We start from the raw sequence: 23,480 nt of genomic DNA, 5'->3' as shown, positions 1-23,480 counted from the left end.
GGAGTTACAGAAGCCCAGTTAAAGGCGGCATTGGGAGTTCCTGCCAATCCTCCAAATCCAGGCGATCGCAATCAACGCCCACCCAGACCTGATTTTGCAGCGGCGGCGACAAAGTTAGGAGTTACAGAAGCCCAGTTAAAGGCGGCATTGGGAGTTCCTGCCAATCCTCCAAATCCAGGCGATCGCAATCAACGCCCACCCAGACCTGATTTGAAAGCCGCAGCAGCAAAGCTGGGTGTCACTGAACAACAGTTAATCGACGCATTAGGTGTTCCACCTCATCCTCCTGGCGATGGCGGAGCCTCTCCTCAAGAAAATCGTCCTAATCAACCAAAATAGTAAATAGACCACGCAGTAGGGGCGCAAGGCCTTGCGCCCCTACGACAGGTGTGCTTCAAATACATGATAAACTGCTGTAAATCCTGCGATCGCTAGTAAAAGAGACATCACCAACAACATCACTGTCCCCTGAAACAAAGATATAGATATCTGCGCCACGGTACATCCAAGTCAGATATAAAGAGTTTCTGCCTCCTGCCTCCTGCCCCCTGCCTCCTGCCTCCAAAAGAAAACTGCTGTATATATAGTGTGAGATTATTTGATTTTTTCTTTCACCAGAACTACTACAATTACTATTGATGCTAGATAATGGGAAGGCTTTGACATTTTCTTGCCAATCTAGCCCGGAAACAATAACTAAGACTTATGCGAACTCACTATTGCGGCGAACTCCGAAAAGAACATATTGGAGAAACTGTTACCTTTTACGGATGGGTAGACCGTCGCCGCGATCATGGTGGTGTGATATTTTTAGATTTGCGCGATCGCTCTGGAATTGTCCAAATCGTCAGCGATCCGCAACGCACCCCAGATTCTTACGAATATGCAAATGCCCTGCGAAATGAATATGTTGTCAAAATCACTGGTAGGGTAACACAACGTCCCGAAGAATCGTTGAATACCCGCATCCCCACAGGCGAGGTGGAAATTTACGCCGATAAAATTGAACTACTCAATGCTGTTCGCAAACAGTTACCTTTCCAAGTTTCTGTAGCTGACACCGAAACAGTGCGGGAAGACTTACGGCTGAAATATCGTTATTTGGATTTGCGACGCGAACGCATGGCGCAAAATTTGCAACTGCGTCATCAAATTGTCAAAGCCATGCGTCGTTATCTAGAAGATTTGGAAGGTTTTATCGAAGTCGAAACCCCAATTCTTACCCGTTCTACCCCAGAAGGGGCGCGGGATTACGTTCTACCCAGTCGCGTCAATCCTGGTGAGTGGTATGCTTTGCCGCAATCACCTCAGCTCTTTAAACAATTGCTGATGGTATCCGGCTTAGATAGATATTATCAGATTGCCCGTTGCTTTCGTGACGAAGACTTACGCGCTGATAGACAACCAGAATTCACCCAGTTGGACATGGAAATGAGCTTCATGTCCCAAGAAGAAATTATCGAACTAAATGAGAATTTAGTTTGCCATATCTACAAAACAGTTAAAGGCATTGAGTTACAGCGCCCTTTCCCCCGTCTCACTTATGCTGAGGGGATGGAACGCTATGGTAGTGATAAACCAGATACACGCTATGGTTTGGAATTAGTTGATATCTCAGATATTGTCAAAGACTCTGGTTTCAAAGTCTTTCGGGACACTGTTACCAATGGTGGTATCGTCAAAATTCTCCCCATTCCCAACGGTAACGATGTAATTTCTAATGTCCGTATTAAGCCGGGTGGCGACTTATTTAAAGAAGCCAGTGAAGCCGGTGCTAAAGGTTTAGCTTTTATCCGCGTCAGGGATGATGGCGAAATTGACACCATTGGGGCGATAAAAGACAACCTCAGCCTTGAACAAAAACAAGAAATTTTACGCCGTACAGGTGCGAAAGCTGGACATTTGCTGTTGTTTGGGGCTGGTGATGCTGCTACAGTTAATAAAACATTAGATAGATTACGGCAAGCGATCGCTAGAGAATTTAACTTAATCGATCCAGAAAAAATCAACTTGCTGTGGATTACAGATTTCCCGATGTTCGAGTGGAATGGTAACGAGAAGCGTCTAGAAGCACTGCACCACCCATTTACAGCACCCCATCCTGATGATTTGAGCGACTTAAAGACTGCACGCGCCCAAGCTTACGACTTAATACTCAACGGCGTAGAAGTTGGCGGCGGAAGTCTGCGGATTTATCAGCGAGAAATTCAACAGCAAGTGTTTGAAGCGATCGGTTTATCTCTTGAAGAAGCACAAAGTAAATTTGGCTTTCTCTTAGAAGCATTTGAATATGGTACACCGCCGCATGGTGGCATCGCCTACGGTTTAGATCGTTTGGTAATGTTGCTAGCTGGAGAAGAATCTATTCGGGATGTTATTGCTTTTCCAAAGACACAACAAGCACGTTGTTTGTTAACAGATGCGCCTTCGAGTGTAGATGCTAAACAGTTGAAAGAATTATACGTTGCTTCGACTTATAAACCAAAGTCTTAGAAAATGTTTGAAAAGTTATAAAGGGTAAAATTTTATGTCAATCGTCTCACCATAATTTGGATCATGGCAAGCTAGACAAATGTCTCTGCCGTTACAGGGAGTAGTTCGTAGTCTTTGTTTAATCGCCGACACCAAACAAGCCAACCCAAGGTGCGCTCTATCACCCAGTGTTTTGGAAACAAAACAAACCCTTTGCGCTCTTTGGGTTGGAGTGCTACTTGTATAATCCAACGGCAAAGTTTATAACCTACCTTCTGCAGACTGTCGAATACTGCAAGCGATCGCAGAAAATCAGGCTTATAGCGGTTCCTATTCAGATGCGGTACAACATTACATCACGAGTGTAGGGGCACGGCACTGCCCATTAGCGTCAACTTAAGGCAGATGCCCTGTCAAGTCTTCTTTGCGTCTCTTGCTAATGCCATCGCTTCTCCTTTCGTAGAGAAGCGTCTCCGACAGGAGAAGCGATCGCAGTGCTTATTTTATAGTCGCAGATAAGATAAAAGAGTAACATGCTCCTCACACACAAGTAGCAATGACCTCAACCCTGCGGAAATTTCCCCGTCTCAATGCTCCGACGCTGCACCAGTTGCCCAATGGTTTGACAATCGTTGCCGAGCAAATGCCAGTTGAAGCCGTAAACCTCAACTTATGGATAAAAGTTGGCTCTGCTGTAGAACCTGATGCCATTAACGGCATGGCTCACTTTTTAGAACACATGATTTTTAAAGGAACAGAACGACTGGCTAGTGGCGAATTTGAACGTCGAATTGAAGAACGGGGTGCTGTCACCAATGCCGCTACTAGCCAAGACTATACTCATTACTATATAACTACTGCCCCCAAAGATTTTGCCGAGCTTGCGCCACTACAAATAGATGTAGTATCGAATGCGAGTATTCCTGATGATGCCTTTGAACGTGAGCGATTGGTAGTTTTGGAAGAAATTAGGCGTTCAGAGGATAATCCCCAGCGGCGTACATTTCGGCGGGCGATGGAGACAGCTTTTGATTATCTACCCTATCGCCGTGCGGTATTGGGGCCAGAATCTGTGATTGCCGGACTTAAACCCCAGCAGATGCGAGATTTTCATGCTAATTGGTATCAACCCCAGTCAATTACTGCTGTGGCTGTGGGCAATTTGCCTGTGGAAGAATTAATTGCAACTGTTGCTGAAGGATTTACAAAAGCTAATAAAACTCCCCATTCCCCCTTATCCCCAGAGAGTATCCCACCTTCCTCACTCGCTACTCCCCACTTTCCACTCAGCCCTGAGTCACCATTTACAGAAGTTGTCCGTCGAGAATTTATCGATGAAAGTCTACAGCAAGCAAGGCTAGTGATGGTTTGGCGGGTTCCAGGAATGACCCAGTTAGATCGCACCTATGGATTGGATGTTTTAGCCGGAATTTTGGGACACGGACGGACATCAAGATTAGTGAGAGATTTACGGGAAGAACGAGGATTAGTTTCTTCGATTTCTGTGAGCAACATGAGCAACGAGCTACAAGGGATATTTTATATTTCAGCCAAATGTGCAGTAGAAAATTTACCAGTTGTAGAGGATGCGATCGCTCAACACATTGGCAAAATACAAACAGAGTTAGTAACAGAATCAGAAATAGCTCGTGTGCAGCGGCGAGTCGCTAACAGATTTATATTTGGTAACGAAACACCAAGCGAGCGCTCTGGGTTGTATGGTTATTATCAATCTTTGGTGGGAGATTTGGAACCCGCCTTTAACTACCCCGCGATCATTCAGAGCCAAGATGCAACAGACTTGATGCAAGCAGCCAAAGAGTATCTATCTCCAGATGCTTATGGTGTAGTTTTTGTCAAGCCGTAAATTAAAAATTGGGAATAGGGCATGGGGAAGATAATTAATAACCAGTACTTCAATGCCCAGTTACTAATCTAAAATCCAAAATCCAAAATTGCATGATGTGGACTCAAATCGACACCCATATTAGCCAAGTGATTGGCGAAAAATTTAAAAGTCAGCAAAGGCGATCGGTTGGTGGCGGGTGCATCAACCAAGGTTATGCTGTCTCTAATGGTGAGATAACCTACTTCGTCAAACAAAACCTTGCATCCCAAGTTGCGATGTTTGAAGCTGAGGCGTTGGGTTTAGAGCAAATGCTAGCAACAGCTAGTATTCGCATCCCCAAACCAATTTGCTGGGGTACTGCTGATAATTCTAGCTACATCGTCCTAGAATGGTTAGAACTTGGTAGCGGTAACAGCAATTCATGGGAAGAGATGGGGCGCAAGTTAGCAGCAATGCATAAAGCTAGCAGCAGTCAAGGTTTTGGTTGGAAAATTAACAATACCATTGGTTCCACACCTCAAATCAATACTTGGACAGCAGACTGGACGGAATTTTATATTAAACATCGTTTGGGTTATCAATTTCAGTTAGCAAGGCGACAGGGAGGTAATTTTACCCAACAAGACAAGTTATTAGCAGCTATCCCTGAACTATTGGCGGATCATCAGGTGCAACCTTCTTTAGTACATGGCGATTTATGGGGCGGAAATGCTGGGTGTACTGCATCGGGGGAACCAGTGATATTTGATCCAGCAACTTATTTTGGCGATCGCGAAGTTGATATCGCCATGACAGAATTGTTTGGTGGGTTCCCAGCAGCGTTTTATAAGGGTTACAACGAAGTGTTTCCTTTAGATGCAGGCTACGAACGGAGAAAAACGCTTTATAACCTGTATCACATTTTGAATCACTTCAATTTATTTGGTGGCGGTTATGCTTCCCAAGCAAACCGGATGATTGACCAGATTTTGCGCTAAGTAGAGGATTGCAGAAATACATGAACATACGATTGGTCGATTCACTGCTGCAAATCATCACCTCCCTCACTCTGGAAGAACGTCTTTTACTACAAGAAGGCCTCAATAGTTTGACAATTCAATTAACTCCAGGTGTTTGCGGTGGACAACCACGCATTCCTGTGTGGACACTAGTAGCTTTCCGCCAGCAAGGAGCAGATGATGCAGAATTGCTGCGTAATTATCCCACCCTCACCAAAGATGATTTAACGGCTGCATGGGCATACTACGCACAGCACGAAGAAGAATTAAATTCTGGAAGTAAAGCTGTATGAGTAACAATGATTTGCTTTCTCGCATTTCCATCGATCCGAACATTTGTTTCGGTAAACCGTGCATTCGCGGACACCGTATTTGGGTATCACTAATTTTGGACTATTTAGCCGGTGGTACAACAATTGAAGAAGTTCTTGAAGCTTATCCAAGTATAGAAAGAGAAGATGTACTGGCTTGTATCGCCTATGGTGCAGAGATGGCGCGGGATGTTTTTGTGGAACTTCCTTTGACAAAAAAAAGGAAGCAAGTGCGTGAAATTAAAGCTAGATGAAAATATCGACTTACGTGTTGTAACTTTATTGCAATTAGCAGGACACGATGTTGCAACAGTCCCAGGACAAGGTTTAAGTTCTGCACTCGATCGAGAAGTTATTGATATTTGCCGCCGTGAAGGTAGATGTTTAGTTAGTTGCGATCGCGGATTTGGAAATCGTTTAAAATACAATCCCTCTGACTATCCAGGAATTGTGATTATTCGCTTACCTTCTCGTCCTAATTTTACATTTTGGCAAGAAGCTAATAGAGACGCTGATTCAGGGGCTAAATGCCGCAGAAGTAACTGGTAAATTGTGGATGATTCAGAGGGGAAGCATTCAGGAATATCGACAGATTGAGCCAGATGTATGATTGAGGGCAGGCTTTCCGGCCTACCCCACAAGACTTAACTCCTGGTTTCGATATCGTATAACTGGCATAGGGTGAGGAGTTTTTGTTTGAGGCGATCGCGCAGACTTTCAGGTGATACAATCACGCAATCTTCCCAATAACGTGATACTTCTCGAATCAACCAGAAATCGTTGACTACTCGCCGCACCACCTGGCGCACATCTCCAATGATTTCATCTTTGATATCATCTTCTTTAGGCTGATAGGCTTTCACCAAGCCACTACGTAAATGTAAGTACACTTCTAGATAATCTAGTTCTTTGCGCCAATTCCCACTGGCAGGTATAGTTGCCATTGATTCGATGCGGTCTAGGCGCAAGCAGCGATTGTGCCATAATTCTGGTAAATCAGGAATATCGTTTTCTACGTCTTGAGTTTCTTCACACCAAATCATTAAGTAAAAACGTCTGTCAAAGAAACGAACCTCAGCATAGCGAACTGTATATGCTAGTTCATCACCTTGAGAGTTTTGATAGACAAGGTAGAAAGGCTGTTGTCTCTTGATTAACTCTTCAATTTGAATTCGCCACGCAGGAGCAGGTTGACTCAGTTGTTTCATCAGCGATTGACGCAAGGGAGCTTCAAGATTACTACGCTCCAACAAAAGTGTAAGTACAGTTTGAGCTTCCCCTATCTGACCTGCATCACTCAGGGCTTTGATAGCTTTGTGTAATGCGTTAATTTTGTTTGAGTCAAGAGTGAAAGGCTTTCCGACTTCTATAGACTCTTGTGCGATCGCCACTATTAAGCCCGAAATACTGGGTTCTTTGCCCCAAGTGATATTGAGTTGGCGAGCGATCGCTTCTAGTTGCTCCTTAGTTCCTGGCGGAATTGACAGTGTAATCGTGTCTTTTTTTCTTGGCATTCTCCAAAATGTACTTGCAATTTAGAAATATATATGTCAATATTTAAATTGTAAATGCAATTAAAGCTTTCTTCTTAAATGCAGTGACAAAAATGGAGGTATAAAAAAAGCCAGAGCAACGCTCTAGCTTGAAAGCCCTGATAGGGATTAGTTTTGAATAGAAGGAAAACCTTCAACCTCTATAATCTATATCCTGTAAATTTCAATCCCTGATAAGGGATTAGGGGAATTTAGAGGCTAATAGATATTATAGTCCAAAAGAGGCTTTTTTAATCTATATCTGTAAGACAATGAAAATTTCTGGTAGTGTTAAATATAACCGGAGGTGAATCCAGTTATATCCTTTAAACTCGCAGTTTCTAGGGTAACACAGCTAGATGTCCTCCGGCGATTTTCTTGTCGCTAGAGGAGGTGAATATATGGACTGCGATCCTAATGAGATTGCAAGGAAGATAGCCCAGTATCAGGATGAGATAAATGACTTCACAATGCAAATCCAAAAGCGTAGGCGATGGATTGCAGAGTTGATGTGTCTTTGGATCTGTGATCACGAGGGTAACGTAATTTCTTTTGCTAACTGGAACTTCTAGTTTCAGAAGGTTATAACTGTCGGGAGTGGGTATATCAAAACCTGCTCCTGCAAATGAAATTTGCTCAAATTTAAAATCATGAACACGGCTGTTAACCTGAAGATATTAACAGCTGCGCTTGCTGCGAAAGTGCCTTTACCAGATTCCAAGGCTTTAATTTCGACATTAGCAAGTAAAGCTGAGACATTTGCTCTTGCATCACAATTTGACTCACCTTGGCTCAAGCGAGAGTTAAGTTTAGCCAAGCCAAATCGAACGATAGGGGTATCACTACAGATTGAGTTGGATGCACATAAAGTAATTTACCAAAGTCAGGAAATTGGTAAAGTTCAGATTCTCTACAAATCTCCCTTACCTGGTGAATTGCAAGCAAGGTTAGCGACTGAAAGCGCAATTGACCGATTTTTGGAATACTTGCAAAAGCTGCATCAAATTGTTGTGCTTGACGAGAGCGATCGCCATGTGAGAGTTTTCATTCCTAACAAGCAAATATCGAGCTTTGCAGAACTTTGGCAAGAGTTTCTAGAAAAAGTAGCTTTTTCTGATTATGGCAATACAAAACATCAATTACCAGGATTAGTACAGACTTTCATTCAGATGCTAAATTCCGTTACTCTTTCTGGACGGGGATTTAGCACTTTGGATGTACCAATTTTGACGAAAGAGCAATCGAATGTATTAGCAGCTTGGTATTTTGCGGTTATACGTGATGTTGGAGAACGTCAAAATAACCGCCAAAGACAGATTTATGCATTAGAAAAAGAACTTGCTGAATCTGATTTGGATGATAAAACGGACAAATCCAAAATAAAAGAGTTGCAAGACAAGAAAGCAATGCAAATCAAGGAAGCTAATAAATATACTGAATATTTCCGAAAATCTTTTGGTAAAAGCTTAAAAGAACAATATGCTGCATGGCAAGACTTGGGACAAATAGAAACTCAAATATCGGTAGCTAAACTGACTAAATCAGAACAGAATAAACTGCAAAAAAAGCAAGAAAACTTAAGGGCTGAAGTCATTTTTACTCAAAAATCAATTCAGCAGAAGTTGCAAATATTTAATGAATCTAAAGGAGAACCTTTTGAGTTTGTTAAACTAGATGAAAAAAATAATCCTAAGAGATTTAGCGAAATTCGTGGAATTTCCAAATACTTTACCAAAACTGCAACAGACCAAATTAATTCAACTCGTGGCGATATTTTCACTCAATGTATATCTGAGATGTATCGGCTGCTAGAAGAAAATCAGCTAAATGACCCATTACCACAACCGTTACTGACAGAAGAAGCTATTTTAGGAGAAATGCGATCGCCTGGAGATGATAGTAAAGAATATTGCTATTCCTGCGGTGTTAAACTTGACGCAAAAACCGCACGCTGGCAAGTTCTCAGATTTATGTTTGAGCGTCCTTCTCAACGTCGTCAGTCAGCATCAAGTGAAGGTAGACCATATATTTGTTCTTCATGCTCTGCTTTAGCTTTTGCATCTCCATTGAAAGTCACAGATGAAAGTGTTGTTTTGATGCTTGAACCTGCAAATGATGGTACAGATTTGGAGCTAAAAAAACTAAAAATCAAAGATTATCTCAGAATGCTGACAAATAAAGAGATGCATCTGAGTGCAGACCGTTATTTGATTTTGAATTCTAATGAAGATAAGACAAGCACAGGAGATTTAGCATCTCAGAAAATGGGTCAAGTACAATATGCAATAGTAAAAACAGCCAAAAATTTTCCTGTTGAGGTGTTGGCAGATTTTAAATTTTCACTAATTATCCAAGGTAGCGAAAAAATTACCTTAAGTAGCAGACATCTAATTTTTATTAAGGGATTGATCGATAGCTATGGACAATCAATTATTACTATCGACAAAGAAAAAAATCAGCAAAAAGTAAATCTTCCTTTAGCTGATGCAGTCCGTTATATCCAACAAGATTTACCTTATTTGGCTGATTATACTCTCATTAAAGTTGCGAGTAGGTCTAATAAATACCAATTAGAACAAATCCGTGAAATGTATTGGCAGGCAATACAAAATGATTTAAAAACAAAAGGAGTCGATATGGATTCAGATAAACAACCAGCACCAAAAGCAAGGTTATATATAGATATTGCTGCATTAACAGGTATAACTTACGCTTTTGCTCAATCTCTAGAAATTACAGCCAGACAAGCAAAGAAAGGAGAGGATTATGTAGAAAGAGAAGTAAGTAAATTAATTGAAAAAGTTGATGATCCTGTAGCTTTCTGCTATTACGCAACACTGGGAGATGAAACAAAAAGAAGTGTTCAATCTCGACTTTACAGTAATCCAGAAAACTATTTTATCTACGATCAAGCCAAGGAACTATTAGATAGATTAGAACTATCTAACAGGGAAATACAAGATGAAAAAGGTAAAAAATACCTTAGCATATATGCTGACGATATTCTAAATATTTATCAGCATTTTAAAGAGAATAAGGCATATTCTCAAGAAAAAGAATGGAAAGATTTGACATATCAACTAAAACTATCTCTTTACACTCGTTTTCCTGAATTAGTTCGCAAACAAAAATCTACAAAGGAGTAATAATTATGGCAAGTGGACTTCCTAAAACTGATGCAAATAACCCTCGCGTACATTTTGACATTTATGCAATGCTCGAAGGTTCACAAGAACTATATTTTGGACATGAAGTACAGGTCAATGTCAATTTAGTTGAAACAGTTAAGCTCAAAATAAAAGATGATCTCTCTAGCGAAGCTCGTTCAATCGAAAAATGTTATCTTTCCCCAACTAAAAGAAAGGGAGTAGAAAGACGTTGCTTAATTTGGGCACCAGTAGCAACAGGGGAATTATTAGGAGATAAACAAGACTGTGGTATTCCTAATACCTGCGCTATACCAGAATGTCCAATTTGTGCAGTTTATGGTGGTTTAATAACAGGAAAGAAAACATTAATTGGTCGTGTGACACATGGTGGAGGTGTTGCAGTGCAAGAAATGTTTGCAGTAGAAAAGCAGCGAGCAATGCATCCAGCAATAATTTCCAATAATTTATCTAAAAAGGAAGAAAAGCCAATTCCCTTCAAACGAGAATATAACCAACCAGGTATTCTTTATCCAGTCTTAAACCACGCATTGAGTATAAAGGATAGTGAATTTGCTGCTGTTGCTTATGCGTTTCTTGATTCCTTACCTCGTATTGGTTCTGGTAATCCGAAGGGAATTGCGATCGCTGAGTCCTCAGACAGGCAACCATTGCTAGTAGTAGATCGCTACCTTGTACCAAAACGTAAACGTCCAATCGTATCTCCTGCTATCAATAATCCAGAAGAAGCGATCGCAGAATTTATCCGACTTTCTAGAAAACCTGAAGATGCAACTGATCATATTCAAAAAACACACTTTGAGCGGTGGATTGGTGATGCGGCTCTAGAAAAATTGCAGGAATATTCTAGCAACTTCGTTGATAACGTTTTACAGGCATAAGTCATGTACTGCCTCAAATTAACAATTCAGCCTACGGCAGCGATGACATTTCGCATCCTGCCTGGGTCAATTCTTAACATTGCAACTTATCCTTTTGTACCGCCAACTACTCTATCTGGATTTTTACGCAGACTCGGTATGATGAGCGTCGAGCTAGAGATTCCTGAGACTCGCGTGAACAACAAAAATCCACCAATTTATGCTCTACCACCTAGTTATATAGCTTTGGGTGCATACCCAGTTTCAGGAAAGTGGAGCGGAGTACATCGGACTTATCGAAAGGGAATGCGAGAGTTTAACCATGATTCTTTCTCTAGGCTTTACTTGGATGAAGACAAGGCAAATTTTCAACTTCACACATGGGAATATTTCATTGCAGAAGAATTAGTTGGTTATGTAATCAGCGAATCTAAAGCAGGTCTAGAATACTTTCAAAAATTGGAAGGCTACGGCTGCAAATTAGGTAAAGAAGGTTATGCCGTAGTTAAAGAAGTTTCAGAATTAATTGAGATGGAACGTAAAATAATTGCGGCTAACCCATCAACAATTGTCCCAATGGAAGACTTATTACAAAGCAATCACTTTATTAAAGGTTGCGATATCTATAACCTGTATCGCTACAACTGGTCAGCAAATACTCAACCTGTGTCAGAAGGGGAGGGTTTTTTAGATCAGAACCCCACTCAGGTAAATGGGTTTGTCCCTTTTGTTACTGCCTATTTTGCTCATCCAATTGGTGATCCTCCAACTTTAGATTATTACACCAACGGAAAAATTCATATTCCTGTATCTCTCATAAATCTGTTGAAAGGAGAAGTCTATGTCTAAGTCAGAGCGTCAACATCCATTTAATTTTGGTCGAGTATTCTTTCCTGAAAAATCTAACCCTATACCTAATAGGGTTTACTTTCAGCCGTTGGGAAATCATGTAGGTAACGTTAGAAGACTAGTCAAAGCTTGGAATTTTGACGACGACTTCCCAGATGCAACACTAGAAGAACGTCAAGAATCGTTTCAGAGAGTTCTAAAAGCCGCTGACATTCATGATATGGGTAAACCTCAGAAGTTTAATCTTGAAGTTAAAACTACTCAATATAGAAAATTTAAAGAATATATTTATTCATTTAAAGGGCATCGATTTGCAGCTAATAGCTCGGATATTTGGGCAAAAACTCTAGCTATAGGACATCATGATTTTTCCGTAAATGATATTAGTCGAGATACTTACAAGTTAAAGCAAGAATCTCAATATTATGCTGACATTCTAGCCAAAGACCCACTTACTTATGCTCGTGAACTCTACATTTTAGAAATGTGCGACCAGATAGAAGCAGAATTAGCTTGTCGTGTGATTGGAGATGACGAGCAAGCAGAATCTCGTGCTTTTATGGATTATACAACTGCAAAATCTGAGTTAGATGACAAGATTTACTTGATTGATCCTTGTCCTTTTAATAAAAGTAGTACTCCACTTACCTTTGAATATTGGTCAATGGAACTTAGCCAAGCTGATAAAGATAGTTTGCAAAACTGTCTAAATACAGAACAAGATTATAACTTAGGTAAAGTGTTAAATCAAATTGCTAAGAACTGGTGGCAGTCTCAGCATGGAAAACCTGAAAAATCAGAGCCTAAATCAATTACCCTGAGTGCCTATAAATCAGATGATAAGTTAAAAGATTGGAATTGCAACTCTTTTTATAAGGCATTGGGAGGAGAAAATTTTGTTCCTAATCCTATGCAAGACAGAGTATTTAAAGCTATAGCTAATAATGACCATCCCGCAGTTCTGCTGAAATCTCCTACGGGTTCTGGGAAAATGGAAGCTATTTTATTTCCAGCATTAGCGAGAGGATATCGTCTGTTTCTACCTTTACCTGCTCGTAGTTTATTAGAAGACCAGAAAGAGAGAATTGAGAAATATCTTAAGATATTTTCAAAATTACAACCAGAACGTGAAATATCTCTGGTTGTGGACACAGGAGCGCAGATGTACAGATGCGTTTATCGCAATGGGGAAGATATCGCTTCTACACTAAATATCAATTCTCGCCGTCATTTATATAAAGGGGATGTTATATTAACAACCCTGGATAAGTTTCTATATCGTTATTTTGCTTTTGGTGATAAACAAAAGTCTTTCATTTTCCCTTTAAGGATTCATCGAGAAAACACTTTAATTTGCTTTGATGAAGCTCATACTTATGATGAAATATCATTTACGAACTTTCAAAGCTTGGTCAAGTCTCTCTATGAAGCTGGACGCTCTCTTGTTTTAATGACAGCTACTATGCCAATAGAGCATTATGAGCGATTTAACTATTTAGAAGATTTAATTGATTTTGTAGATAACTCTCAGTATTTAGAAGAACTCAATCAATTTCAGCAGCAAACCTTAAAGCAACCTCATCTCAATAAAAAAGCTTTTGAATGGCATAGTCATCTTAAACTTGACCAAGATAATCCTGAACTGTTCCAAAATGAGATTGCGAAAATTATTCTTAAGGAATGGCAATCAAAAGCTAATCGCCGAATTATTGCTGTAGTTGAAACTGTTAAAGACGCAGCAGCTATTTACCAGTATTTAATTAAAAATGTTGGTTCTAATACTGATGCTTGTGGACGATTTATATTTCTCTATCACGGTAGAATTGCTGACAAAATTAGGCCAATTATCTACAAACAAATACAAGAACGGAATGCAAACAGTCAGCCTTATATTTTAGTTACAACCAGTGCAATAGAAGTTGGTTGTGACTTGAATGCTGAGGTGTTGATATCTCAAATTTGCCCACCTGAAAATTTGATTCAGAGAGCAGGACGCTGTAACCGTAAAGGAAATATTTCAGATGCAAAAGTAATTTTAGTAGGTGATGAAATTCCCGATTTTGCCAATAGCTTAGATTCTTTTGGATGGCGAAAATATCAAAAAACTCTCCAATCATTAGAAGATTTTGATACTCAACTAATTGCTAAATGTATTTCTATAACCCAACAAGTAGATGATTATCGAGTAGTAGAACTTTTTTCAATGCTGCATGACTATGTTTATGGAGCAGACTTAACTTGTCAACCCGCTCATGAAAAGGGTTTAGTAATTACTCGTAGCTGGAAGCCATCAGCAACATTGATTTATAAAGATCAGAGTACAGGCGAAGAACAAAAAATTACAGTTCCTATTGATCGTCTAGTCAAAAATAAAAATAATCAATATGCTAATACCTATGTCTATGAGCGTTACTACAATTATGAAAATACACGATGGGAGTTGAGAGATATAGGGTGGGGTTCTGCGTACTTAAAAGATATATTTATTGAAATTTCACCCAATAACCAAGGTGCAGGGACGTTTGATGGTAAAGATGAATATCCGTATAACCCAGAATTGGGTTTTGTTGAATTACCAGGAGTTTTTATTAAACTAAAAACATCTGACTTTGAGGAAAAGTTACTTTACCAGCATAATGACAAGAAATCGTCAATTATAACATATACAAAATCTTTAAATACTGATTAGTTCTTAAGCTACTTCCCCTTATACTATTTAACCTGATGAAGTCTTGAAGTATTCTCCCACTACATCCACTGTGAAACACTATCAACAACAATCCAACGCCTTCCCCAGCGACTACCTAAACAACTTGTGGGGAGAAATCCAAGCTTGTCCTTACTTTGCTATCAACAACCTCAACCGCGATTTTGTCGCCACTAAAGGATTTTCCGTAGTATTTCAGCGTTCTGGATTAGCAAAAGTAAAACAGCAGTTTCCCTACTTCAAACCTTACCTCGATTTGGCTCTCCAGCCTAACTGTAATGCTTTTTACCTCAATCCTTTACTGCTGAAAGAAGGCTCCCGCGTCGATCCGCATATCGATCGCTCCTTACGTTCCTACTCCAAAACCATTGAACCGCCTGCGGTTGTCAGTGTCCTCTATGTGCGCGTACCTGCGGATATGGAAGGGGGAGAACTGGTATTGCGATCGCACAAACGCCAACTTGGGCAAATTAAGCCCCAATTCAATACTTTAGTTTATTTTCAAGGTGATTTAACCCATTCGGTTAACGCTGTCAAAACCCCAGGAAATCGCCTAAGTTTAGTTTGTGAGCAGTATAGTTTGAGTGAACCTGAACTCCAGGAAATCCCTGAGTTCACTGTAGAGTCAAGAAGCACTCAGTCTACAACCAAAAAGAGAAAGTATGCCTCATAGTTTAGTGTTGAATTTGCTACCTCAATCGCCCATTCCACCCCAGTATCTCACAGGTAGACATCTCCACGCCCTATTTCTCACCCTTGTTAGTTCTGTAGATACCACATTAGGTGATCGCTTGCACGATTCCACTGCTGACAAAGCTTTCACCCTCTCTCCTCTACAAATTAGCAATACAAACTCTCCCCTTTTGAAAGGAGGTAAGGGGGGATCTAAATTGCAATATTCACATCAACAACCCATTCCCGCCGGAACACCTTGTTGGTGGCGCATCTCTTTATTAGATGACACTCTATTTGGCAAACTTACCCAACTCTGGCTAAATCTTAATCCCAATCGCCCTTGGCATCTTGGCCCGGCTGACTTGTATATTACCAGCATTCAAGGCACACCCCAATCTATTCAACCTTGGGCAAATGCCAGTACTTATGCTCAATTATACGAAGAAGCTAGCGAGCGTAATTCTTCCATTAACCTTAGCTTCTGCACACCTACCGCCTTCCGTCAAGGACAGTATGATACTACCCTTCCTACCAGAGAATCTGTTTTTAATTCCCTACTTTCGCGGTGGAATAAATACAGTGGTATAGAATTATCTCATATTGCGATCGAGTCAATATTTCCCTCATTTGTCAATATTCACACAGAAATATTAACCGACTCCCGCAGTAAATTTATTGGCATTATTGGCGAAGTTACCTATAAGATTTTGGGACAAATTGAACCAATCCAAATTAAGCAACTTAATGCTTTAGCTGATTTTGCTTTGTATGCAGGAATTGGTCGAAAAACAACTATGGGAATGGGAATGACACGGCGGCTAGATTCTCCATAATTCTAATAATCATTTAAAAACCACCTCAGTTATGAATCAAACCGAATATATTTCCATTGCGGCATTGAACCAATATGCCTATTGTCCGCATCGCTGTTGGCGGATGTTTTGTGCAGGCGAATTTACTGATAATCAATACACCATTGAAGGTACAAGTTTACACGATCGCGTCCACACTACAAGCGATGTACAACGAGGAGAAACTTGGCAAATTCGGGCAATTTGGCTAAAGTCTGAGCAATACAAACTCATCGGAAAATCTGATTTAATTGAGGCCGAATCAGGTCAAGTTTATCCCGTGGAATACAAACGTGGACGCAAAGGCGAATGGGATAACGATGAGTTGCAAGTCTGCGCTCAAGCCTTATGCTTAGAAGAAATGACAGGACAACCAGTTAACACTGGATATATCTATTATGCCCACTCCCATCAACGGCAATTAGTAGAGATTAATCAAGAGTTAAGGCAAAGTGCGATCGCAACTATTGAATCTGTCACAAATCTCCTAGAAACAGGAACAATGCCAAAACCAGTTTATAGCAAACGTTGCCAAGGATGCAGTCTTTATTCGCAATGTTTGCCTAAAGCAACTGATAAAGTCAAAAGTTATCAAGAAGTTAATTAAATTATACTCTGGTAACTTCTAGTTTGAGCATGTATTGACTTTCAACACTGTTTAAATAAAATCCCCCCGCCTGTGGCGACCCCCTTAAAAAGGGGGTAAAGGAGGAAGATAAGCCCCCTTTTTAAGGGGGGTTGGGGGGATCTTAGCGCAGTAAACAAGCTAACCAAACCGTATTGTATTGAGTTTGATAACTTTCAATTAATTAAGGATGAAATCATGGGAACAGTTTACGTAACACAAGCCGATGCTTTTATCGGTAAAGTTGACGAACGTCTCACCGTCAAAGCTGAACAAAAAACAATTTTGGATATCCCTTTAATTAAAATAGAGGGAATTGTAGTACTAGGTCGGGCTACCGTTTCCCCCTCCGTTGTCAGTGAACTTTTAGAACGTCACATTTGTTTAACTTTTCTCACACAAAACGGCCGATATTTAGGACGTTTAGAACCAGAAGTTACCAAAAATATCTTTGTTCGTAAAGCCCAATGGCAAGCTGTGGGAGAATCACAACCAGCAATACACTTAGTCAGAGGATTTGTACGGGGTAAATTGAAAAATTACCGCCATAGCTTACTTCGCACTCAGCGAGAACATCCTGATGTTGATTTGAATAATAACATCACTCGATTGGAACACGCGATCGCACCAATAGAAAAAACTAACAGTATAGATTCCCTCAGAGGCTTAGAAGGTGCCGGTAGTGCAGCCTATTTTGGTTGCTTTCAACAGCTAATCAAAACCTCAGAATTTAGATTTGAAGCCAGACGCCGCCGCCCACCAACCGATCCAGTTAATACCCTGCTGAGTTTTGGGTATTCATTGCTACGTCATGATGTGCAAAGTGCTTTAAATATTGTTGGCTTCGATCCCTATCTAGGATATTTACACGTCGAGCGTTATGGTAGACCTTCCCTAGCCTTAGACTTGATGGAAGAATTTCGCCCTTTAATAGTGGATGCTGTAGTGTTGTCGCTGATTAACAAGCGATCGCTAACTCTAACTGACTTTACCACCGAACCGCTCAGTGGTGCTGTGTCTTTAACCAAAGAAGGACTGCATACATTTCTTCGCGCCTACGAACAAAAGAAACAATCGAGTTTCAAGCATCCAGTCATGGGAAACAAATGCACTTACCAAGAATCCTTTGAAATTCAAGCGAGATTATTAAGTAAGTACCTGATGAACGAAATCGATAAATATCCTCCTTTAATTCTCAAGTAATTAGTCATTTATCCCTCTCCCCTATTTTTCCATGTATATTGTTGTCAGCTACGACATTCCAGAAGATAAGCGTCGGACTAAAATCCATTCGGTTCTCAAGTCTTACGGACAATGGATGCAACTGAGTGTGTTTGAGTGCGATATCACTTCCACTCAGTATGCTAAACTGCGATCGCGTTTAGCTAAATTGATTAAACCCGACACAGACAGCGTTCGCTTTTATTTTCTCTGTGGCTGTTGTCAACGAAAAGTCGAACGCATTGGCGGAGAACAGCCACGGGACGAAACAATTTTCTTTGCTGAGTCTCCTTCTAGCTAGGTTCCTGCATCTCAAATGCGCGGAGGGGTAGGTGTAGAAATTTCACAGCCATAAAAAAGTGCTTCTATCCCAACTCCAGTAAGGCTTTCAAGCCATTAGTCGCCTAATCCTCATCCGCGCAATCTCTGAAATGCTTATCAAAATACGATTTCAGCCTTTAAATTTTCCTGGCGCTCTTTCCAAACGAATTCTCTAATGCTATGATTGCTTTTGAATCGCGCAACCGCACCTTGAAAACTAAATACAGCTTGGCTTTCAGGCTACCGCCATTGCAATTCATCAAAATCCCTATTAGGGATTGAAACTATTTCATAGGCAACTCCTGTTTCTCAACGACAAAATTGCAATTCATCAAAATCCCTATTAGGGATTGAAACGTGAAAATGCTGATTTTGAAGCAGATTCCAGTTTATTGCAATTCATCAAAATCCCTATTAGGGATTGAAACTTTGAAATTGGGATTTTCAGTTTATCCTCAACTCCAAATTGCAATTCATCAAAATCCCTATTAGGGATTGAAACTTGTCAACCGCAGTGCGTAAAAGTGCATCTGCCCAATTGCAATTCATCAAAATCCCTATTAGGGATTGAAACCCAAATTAGCAGAAAGCATATAAGCATTATGCAAAATTGCAATTCATCAAAATCCCTATTAGGGATTGAAACTGTCCCACCACCGGACAATAGACCAGGATATTTCAAATTGCAATTCATCAAAATCCCTATTAGGGATTGAAACCCCAGTACCAAAATCACAAACAGTGCCAATTACAAAAATTGCAATTCATCAAAATCCCTATTAGGGATTGAAACGAGATCGCACCTTTATTAAGCCCAGGCATTAGCCATTATTGCAATTCATCAAAATCCCTATTAGGGATTGAAACAGCCCAAGCGATCGCCAATCGAATTGGCATCCCAATTGCAATTCATCAAAATCCCTATTAGGGATTGAAACCTGCCCAGTCATCCGGTGTGCCTTCACATTCATAATTGCAATTCATCAAAATCCCTATTAGGGATTGAAACTTAATACTGGGAACAGTGATAGAAGAATCGCCGAATTGCAATTCATCAAAATCCCTATTAGGGATTGAAACCTAAAAAGTACAGTTTAACTTGTGGCTTGAAGGTATTGCAATTCATCAAAATCCCTATTAGGGATTGAAACGATTTTGATAAAGTAATCAGCAAATCGCAATCAGAATTGCAATTCATCAAAATCCCTATTAGGGATTGAAACTGGCGATCGCTTTCCGATTGATAGGAACGGTAAGATTGCAATTCATCAAAATCCCTATTAGGGATTGAAACGGCCCCACCACCGGACAATAGACCAGGATATTTATTGCAATTCATCAAAATCCCTATTAGGGATTGAAACCTGGATTAATCGTCATTGACCGCGTTTTGAGCTATTGCAATTCATCAAAATCCCTATTAGGGATTGAAACATTGACCCCGACGATTATTAATCATGCTTGCACTAATTGCAATTCATCAAAATCCCTATTAGGGATTGAAACCCTAAAAAGCCAATTGAGGAAATGGCGAAACCTATTGCAATTCATCAAAATCCCTATTAGGGATTGAAACGGGCAATGATTCATCAGAGATGAATTCTGTTGAATTGCAATTCATCAAAATCCCTATTAGGGATTGAAACGACTCATCAGAGGCTGTTGGTGTCTGTGCTTTAATTGCAATTCATCAAAATCCCTATTAGGGATTGAAACACACTCGATCACCTCCATCTGGGTTCCGGCACGGATTGCAATTCATCAAAATCCCTATTAGGGATTGAAACGGGTTTAAGGTTGATTTCGACTTGGGCAAACCGGATTGCAATTCATCAAAATCCCTATTAGGGATTGAAACTTCAAATAAGAATCCCATTGGAAATTTTTGCAAGCGAATTGCAATTCATCAAAATCCCTATTAGGGATTGAAACGTGGATTACTGCTGCTGCTAATCCTCCCTGAAGATTGCAATTCATCAAAATCCCTATTAGGGATTGAAACTGAGGCCACAGGGGGCAATATTCTGCCTCCAAATTGCAATTCATCAAAATCCCTATTAGGGATTGAAACTTGCGTGGCGTGGTAAGAAAGATGCTTATCCTAAAGATTGCAATTCATCAAAATCTCTATTAGGGATTGAAACGACGAATTAGAAAAACTCACAGGCTATGATTTTCATTGCAATTTATCAAAATCCCTATTAGGGATTGAAACGATAAGCAAATTCGCTTTCTTACCCAATATTGGATATTGCAATTTATCAAAATCCCTATTAGGAATTCAAACATTTACTTATAGGTGTTCGTTATTTACTGAACACCTGAAGAATTTAGTTAAGCTTCAGCAATATCTTTGTTAAGCCATCGCCTAACCGCTCAATAGATTCTTGCTGTTTCGGATTTTTTAATGTGCCATCAGCATTAAAGGCTTCATAAGCTTTGGGTACGGCTACTTGGTCGGGAAGTACCAAAACTTTGATGTTTCCCAAAATAGACCGCAGGTGAACTAACCCCCGCAAACCACCAAGAGCGCCTGGGGAAGCGCTCATAATACTAGCAACCTTCCCTGCAAAAGCAGCCAAAGCCAAAGGTGCTTCATTTGGAGATGGACGAGATGCCCAGTCAATGGCATTCTTCAAAACTGCTGTGAGTGAACTGTTATATTCCGGCGAAGCAATCAGCAATCCTTGATGAGAAATCATCAAGTCCTTAAACGTGCGGGCGTTGGCAGGTAGTCCTTCTTGAGCTTCCAAATCTTGATCATACAGAGGTAAAGGTAAATCGCGGAGGTCTAGATAAGTCACTTCTGCGCCTGCTGCCTTAGCGCCAGCTGCCGCGATTTTTACCAATTTTTTATTGTAAGAATCAATCCGGGTGCTGCCGGCAAAGGCGAGGATTTTGGGTGTAGACGCCATAATTCTAGGTTGAATGGGAAGGATTAACCTGTTCAGCTGCATTATCCTGTTTTCAGGCGATCGCTATTTGCTACCTTTAGATTTTCTTTAGAAACCACTCAACTGAGAACCGCGCTGAACCAATCTAGAAACAATACGGTAGTATCTGAATAACCTAAGTTTTGTTGGGCAAAGGCGGATTTATGTTCCAAGAGATTGCTGCTCAAATTGCTTTTTCTGACTCATTTCCATATTTAGTTACAGTCTTAGGCATTACTAGCACAGCGGGAATATTTGGTTGGCGGTGGTGGAAACAAAAAAATACTTACAAATCTCTACAGTCCTTTCCCTCTCCTAAGAGACACTGGCTATTAGGAAATATTCCTCAAGTATTAGCAGCAGTGAAAGAGAAGAAATTCTTCCAATTATTGTTTGATTGGAGCCAGCAGCTAGGGCCAATGTATGTTTACTGGACTGGCCAGCCAGTTCTCGTTTTGAGTAAGCCAAAAGTTATTGAAGACACCATTGTTAATGGGATGAGAGACGGTAGCCTAATTAGGTCACAGCGAGCGAGCAAAGCTTGGAACGACATTAGTGGGCCCATTCTTTTAGGTCAAAACGGAAGTGAGTGGCAGTACAGACGCAAGGCTTGGAACCCTGAATTCAGTTCTAGCGGTCTCTCCAAATATGTGGAAATTATTAGCCAAGCTTGCGAACAAGTAATTGAGAAAATTCAGTCAGCTGCCTCACCAGAAGTTCAGGTAGATCCTCTGTTTGTAGAACTAACAATGAGGGTGATTTGCTCTTTAGTACTGGGCATTCCTGTGGATAGAAACATTACTAGTCATGAAGGACAACCCCTTGATGTTCTCAAGGTGTATGAGGCGATGGCTATTGTCGGCTATCGGTTCCTACGGGTAGCTACTGGCGAGAAGATATGGATGAAATATCTGCCAACTAAGAACTCACGAGATTATTGGGCAGCAAGGCGAGATTTAGAGGAGTTTATTACTCCCCGTGTAGACTTAGCTTTACAGATGAGAGAACAAAATCAGACCGATTTACCACAGGTAAGTCCTTTGTTCCAGGAATCAATGTTAGTGAAAATAGCTGCCAAAGAACCAAAATACAATCGGGAAACACTGATAGCAGAAGTTATTGAACTTTTAATCGCTGGTACTGATACCACGGCCCATACTTTATCCTTTGCAATAGGAGAGTTGACCTTAAATCAAAGGGTTTTGCAGCAGGCACAGTCCGTTGTTGACCAAGCTTGGGAAAGTCAAGGCAGTATTAATGGAGAAAGCCTTAAGGATTTGAATTACATCCGCGCTATTCTCAAGGAAACTTTGCGCCTTTATTCAGTCGCTTCCGGCTCGACTTCATTGGAGGCTCAACGTGACACTGTTATTGAGGGTACGGTTATTCCTCGTGGCACGAAAATATTCTGGTCAATGCTTGCTGCTGGACGAGATCCAGAAGTCTATTCTCATCCCGATGAATTTCTGCCAGAGCGTTGGTTAGACAAAAGTAAGGAAAGTAGTCAACTGCCAATGCTAGACTTTGGCTCAGGTTCTCATCGTTGCTTGGGAGAGCATTTGTCAATGCTGGAAGGAACGATGATGCTGGCACTACTGCTTCACTACTTTGACTGGGAGTTAGTCAACGGTCGATCATCTCTGGAACAGTTACAGCAAAACCTTTTGATTTATCCGCCTGATAGAATGCCTGTGCGCTTTCGGTTGAGAAAGTAGGGATAATACCATTTCAGAGGAACGCATTGGCATTGCATTGAGATGCATTATAGCTGAGTGCTGAGTCAAAACCCAGTTGTTTCAAAACTTTGAGCAATCAATACTGTCCTAATCTGTGTGACTACGGCTAGAACAATGCGAGCCGATGCATTAACAATGCGAGCCGATGCATTAACAATGCAAGCCAACGCATTAACAATGCAAGCCAACGCATTAACAATGCAAGCCAACGCATTAACAATGCAAGCCAACGCATTAACAATGCAAGCCAACGCATTAACAACGCAAGCCAACGCATTAACAACGCAAGCCAACGCATTAACAATGCAAGCCAACGCATTCATTGCCATTGCCAGGGTTTCACATTAAGTTGACACCAATGAGGAATGCTGTG

Annotated in this window: 19 protein-coding genes, 2 pseudogenes and 1 CRISPR repeat array; of the genes and pseudogenes, 18 read left to right on the top strand and 3 right to left on the bottom strand. The window is 40.6% G+C overall.

Features of this window, described 5'->3' with window-relative positions; translation table 11 throughout:
• Together V7L12_RS31380 and aspS are read left to right on the top strand one after the other, a co-directional pair.
• Positions 1-339, top strand: a pseudogene (locus V7L12_RS31380) (hypothetical protein); the annotation flags it as partial.
• Between the two features lie 366 nt (positions 340-705).
• Complete coding sequence (gene aspS / locus V7L12_RS31375) at positions 706-2,493, top strand: aspartate--tRNA ligase (RefSeq protein WP_335090382.1); 1,788 nt, start codon at positions 706-708, stop codon at positions 2,491-2,493.
• Between the two features lie 71 nt (positions 2,494-2,564).
• Here the strand turns inward: aspS and V7L12_RS31370 are convergent.
• Positions 2,565-2,726, bottom strand: a pseudogene (locus V7L12_RS31370) (IS5/IS1182 family transposase); the annotation flags it as partial.
• Positions 2,727-3,028: 302 nt separating this feature from the next.
• Between V7L12_RS31370 and V7L12_RS31365 the strand changes: the two are divergent.
• The 5 genes from V7L12_RS31365 (at position 3,029) to V7L12_RS31345 (ending at position 6,179) form a co-directional block, all read left to right on the top strand.
• The gene (locus V7L12_RS31365; RefSeq protein ID WP_335090380.1) at positions 3,029-4,339 is read left to right on the top strand and encodes a M16 family metallopeptidase; all 1,311 of its coding nucleotides are present in this window, start codon (positions 3,029-3,031) and stop codon (positions 4,337-4,339) included.
• 95 nt (positions 4,340-4,434) lie between these two features.
• Positions 4,435-5,298, top strand: coding sequence for a fructosamine kinase family protein (locus V7L12_RS31360; protein WP_335090393.1), 864 nt, complete (start codon positions 4,435-4,437; stop codon positions 5,296-5,298).
• A gap of 20 nt (positions 5,299-5,318) precedes the next feature.
• Positions 5,319-5,612: a DUF433 domain-containing protein gene (locus tag V7L12_RS31355; RefSeq protein WP_335090378.1), complete on the top strand. Its 294-nt coding sequence runs from the start codon at positions 5,319-5,321 to the stop codon at positions 5,610-5,612.
• Positions 5,609-5,884 (top strand): DUF433 domain-containing protein, encoded by a 276-nt coding sequence (locus tag V7L12_RS31350; protein ID WP_335090376.1) that lies wholly within the window; start codon positions 5,609-5,611, stop codon positions 5,882-5,884. Before V7L12_RS31355 ends, V7L12_RS31350 begins: the two co-directional genes overlap by 4 nt.
• Positions 5,865-6,179: a DUF5615 family PIN-like protein gene (locus V7L12_RS31345; protein ID WP_335090374.1), complete on the top strand. Its 315-nt coding sequence runs from the start codon at positions 5,865-5,867 to the stop codon at positions 6,177-6,179. The genes V7L12_RS31350 and V7L12_RS31345 overlap by 20 nt, the downstream gene beginning before the upstream one ends.
• A gap of 95 nt (positions 6,180-6,274) precedes the next feature.
• On the opposite strand, the gene V7L12_RS31340 is transcribed toward V7L12_RS31345, so the two are convergent.
• Positions 6,275-7,144, bottom strand: a complete 870-nt coding sequence (locus V7L12_RS31340; RefSeq protein WP_335090372.1) for a helix-turn-helix transcriptional regulator — start codon at positions 7,142-7,144, stop codon at positions 6,275-6,277.
• Positions 7,145-8,139: 995 nt separating this feature from the next.
• Here V7L12_RS31340 and V7L12_RS31335 point away from each other — a divergent pair.
• The 9 genes from V7L12_RS31335 to cas2 all read left to right on the top strand — a co-directional run bounded on the left by V7L12_RS31335 (position 8,140) and on the right by cas2 (position 18,418).
• Positions 8,140-10,308 (top strand): hypothetical protein, encoded by a 2,169-nt coding sequence (locus V7L12_RS31335; RefSeq protein ID WP_335090370.1) that lies wholly within the window; start codon positions 8,140-8,142, stop codon positions 10,306-10,308.
• Between the two features lie 5 nt (positions 10,309-10,313).
• Positions 10,314-11,210 carry a hypothetical protein gene (locus V7L12_RS31330; RefSeq protein WP_335090368.1) on the top strand — a complete coding sequence of 299 codons (897 nt, stop codon included), beginning with the start codon at positions 10,314-10,316 and terminating at the stop codon, positions 11,208-11,210.
• Between the two features lie 3 nt (positions 11,211-11,213).
• Positions 11,214-12,038: a hypothetical protein gene (locus V7L12_RS31325; protein WP_335090366.1), complete on the top strand. Its 825-nt coding sequence runs from the start codon at positions 11,214-11,216 to the stop codon at positions 12,036-12,038.
• Positions 12,031-14,727 (top strand): CRISPR-associated helicase Cas3', encoded by a 2,697-nt coding sequence (gene cas3, locus V7L12_RS31320; protein ID WP_335090364.1) that lies wholly within the window; start codon positions 12,031-12,033, stop codon positions 14,725-14,727. Before V7L12_RS31325 ends, cas3 begins: the two co-directional genes overlap by 8 nt.
• Before the next feature lie 70 nt (positions 14,728-14,797).
• Positions 14,798-15,418: a 2OG-Fe(II) oxygenase gene (locus V7L12_RS31315; RefSeq protein WP_335090391.1), complete on the top strand. Its 621-nt coding sequence runs from the start codon at positions 14,798-14,800 to the stop codon at positions 15,416-15,418.
• Positions 15,408-16,253: a CRISPR-associated endoribonuclease Cas6 gene (gene cas6, locus V7L12_RS31310; RefSeq protein WP_335090362.1), complete on the top strand. Its 846-nt coding sequence runs from the start codon at positions 15,408-15,410 to the stop codon at positions 16,251-16,253. Before V7L12_RS31315 ends, cas6 begins: the two co-directional genes overlap by 11 nt.
• A gap of 31 nt (positions 16,254-16,284) precedes the next feature.
• The gene (gene cas4 / locus V7L12_RS31305) at positions 16,285-16,878 is read left to right on the top strand and encodes a CRISPR-associated protein Cas4 (RefSeq protein WP_335090361.1); all 594 of its coding nucleotides are present in this window, start codon (positions 16,285-16,287) and stop codon (positions 16,876-16,878) included.
• A 216-nt stretch (positions 16,879-17,094) separates the two neighbouring features.
• The gene (gene cas1d / locus V7L12_RS31300) at positions 17,095-18,099 is read left to right on the top strand and encodes a type I-D CRISPR-associated endonuclease Cas1d (protein WP_335090359.1); all 1,005 of its coding nucleotides are present in this window, start codon (positions 17,095-17,097) and stop codon (positions 18,097-18,099) included.
• Positions 18,100-18,130: 31 nt separating this feature from the next.
• A complete protein-coding gene (gene cas2, locus V7L12_RS31295) occupies positions 18,131-18,418 on the top strand; it encodes a CRISPR-associated endonuclease Cas2 (protein ID WP_322713634.1) in 288 nt (95 codons plus the stop codon).
• Positions 18,419-18,686: 268 nt separating this feature from the next.
• A CRISPR array of direct repeats spans positions 18,687-20,725; the repeat unit is 37 nt; unit sequence ATTGCAATTCATCAAAATCCCTATTAGGGATTGAAAC.
• Positions 20,726-20,768: 43 nt separating this feature from the next.
• On the opposite strand, the gene V7L12_RS31290 is transcribed toward cas2, so the two are convergent.
• On the bottom strand, positions 20,769-21,353 hold the full coding sequence (locus tag V7L12_RS31290) for an NADPH-dependent FMN reductase (RefSeq protein WP_335090357.1): 585 nt from the start codon (positions 21,351-21,353) through the stop codon (positions 20,769-20,771).
• Between the two features lie 182 nt (positions 21,354-21,535).
• Here V7L12_RS31290 and V7L12_RS31285 point away from each other — a divergent pair, with 182 nt between their 5' ends.
• Both V7L12_RS31285 and V7L12_RS31280 read left to right on the top strand, forming a co-directional pair.
• Entirely contained in the window at positions 21,536-23,086 is a 1,551-nt protein-coding gene (locus V7L12_RS31285; protein ID WP_335090355.1) for a cytochrome P450, read from the top strand.
• Between the two features lie 117 nt (positions 23,087-23,203).
• Entirely contained in the window at positions 23,204-23,455 is a 252-nt protein-coding gene (locus tag V7L12_RS31280) for a hypothetical protein (protein WP_335090353.1), read from the top strand.
• Positions 23,456-23,480 lie beyond the last annotated feature (25 nt).

It is taken from the genome of Nostoc sp. (assembly GCF_036918245.1).
GTDB lineage: Bacteria > Cyanobacteriota > Cyanobacteriia > Cyanobacteriales > Nostocaceae > Nostoc.
The sequence above is the reverse complement of the archived record's forward strand: the minus strand, read 5'-3'. Positions and strand labels throughout refer to the sequence as shown.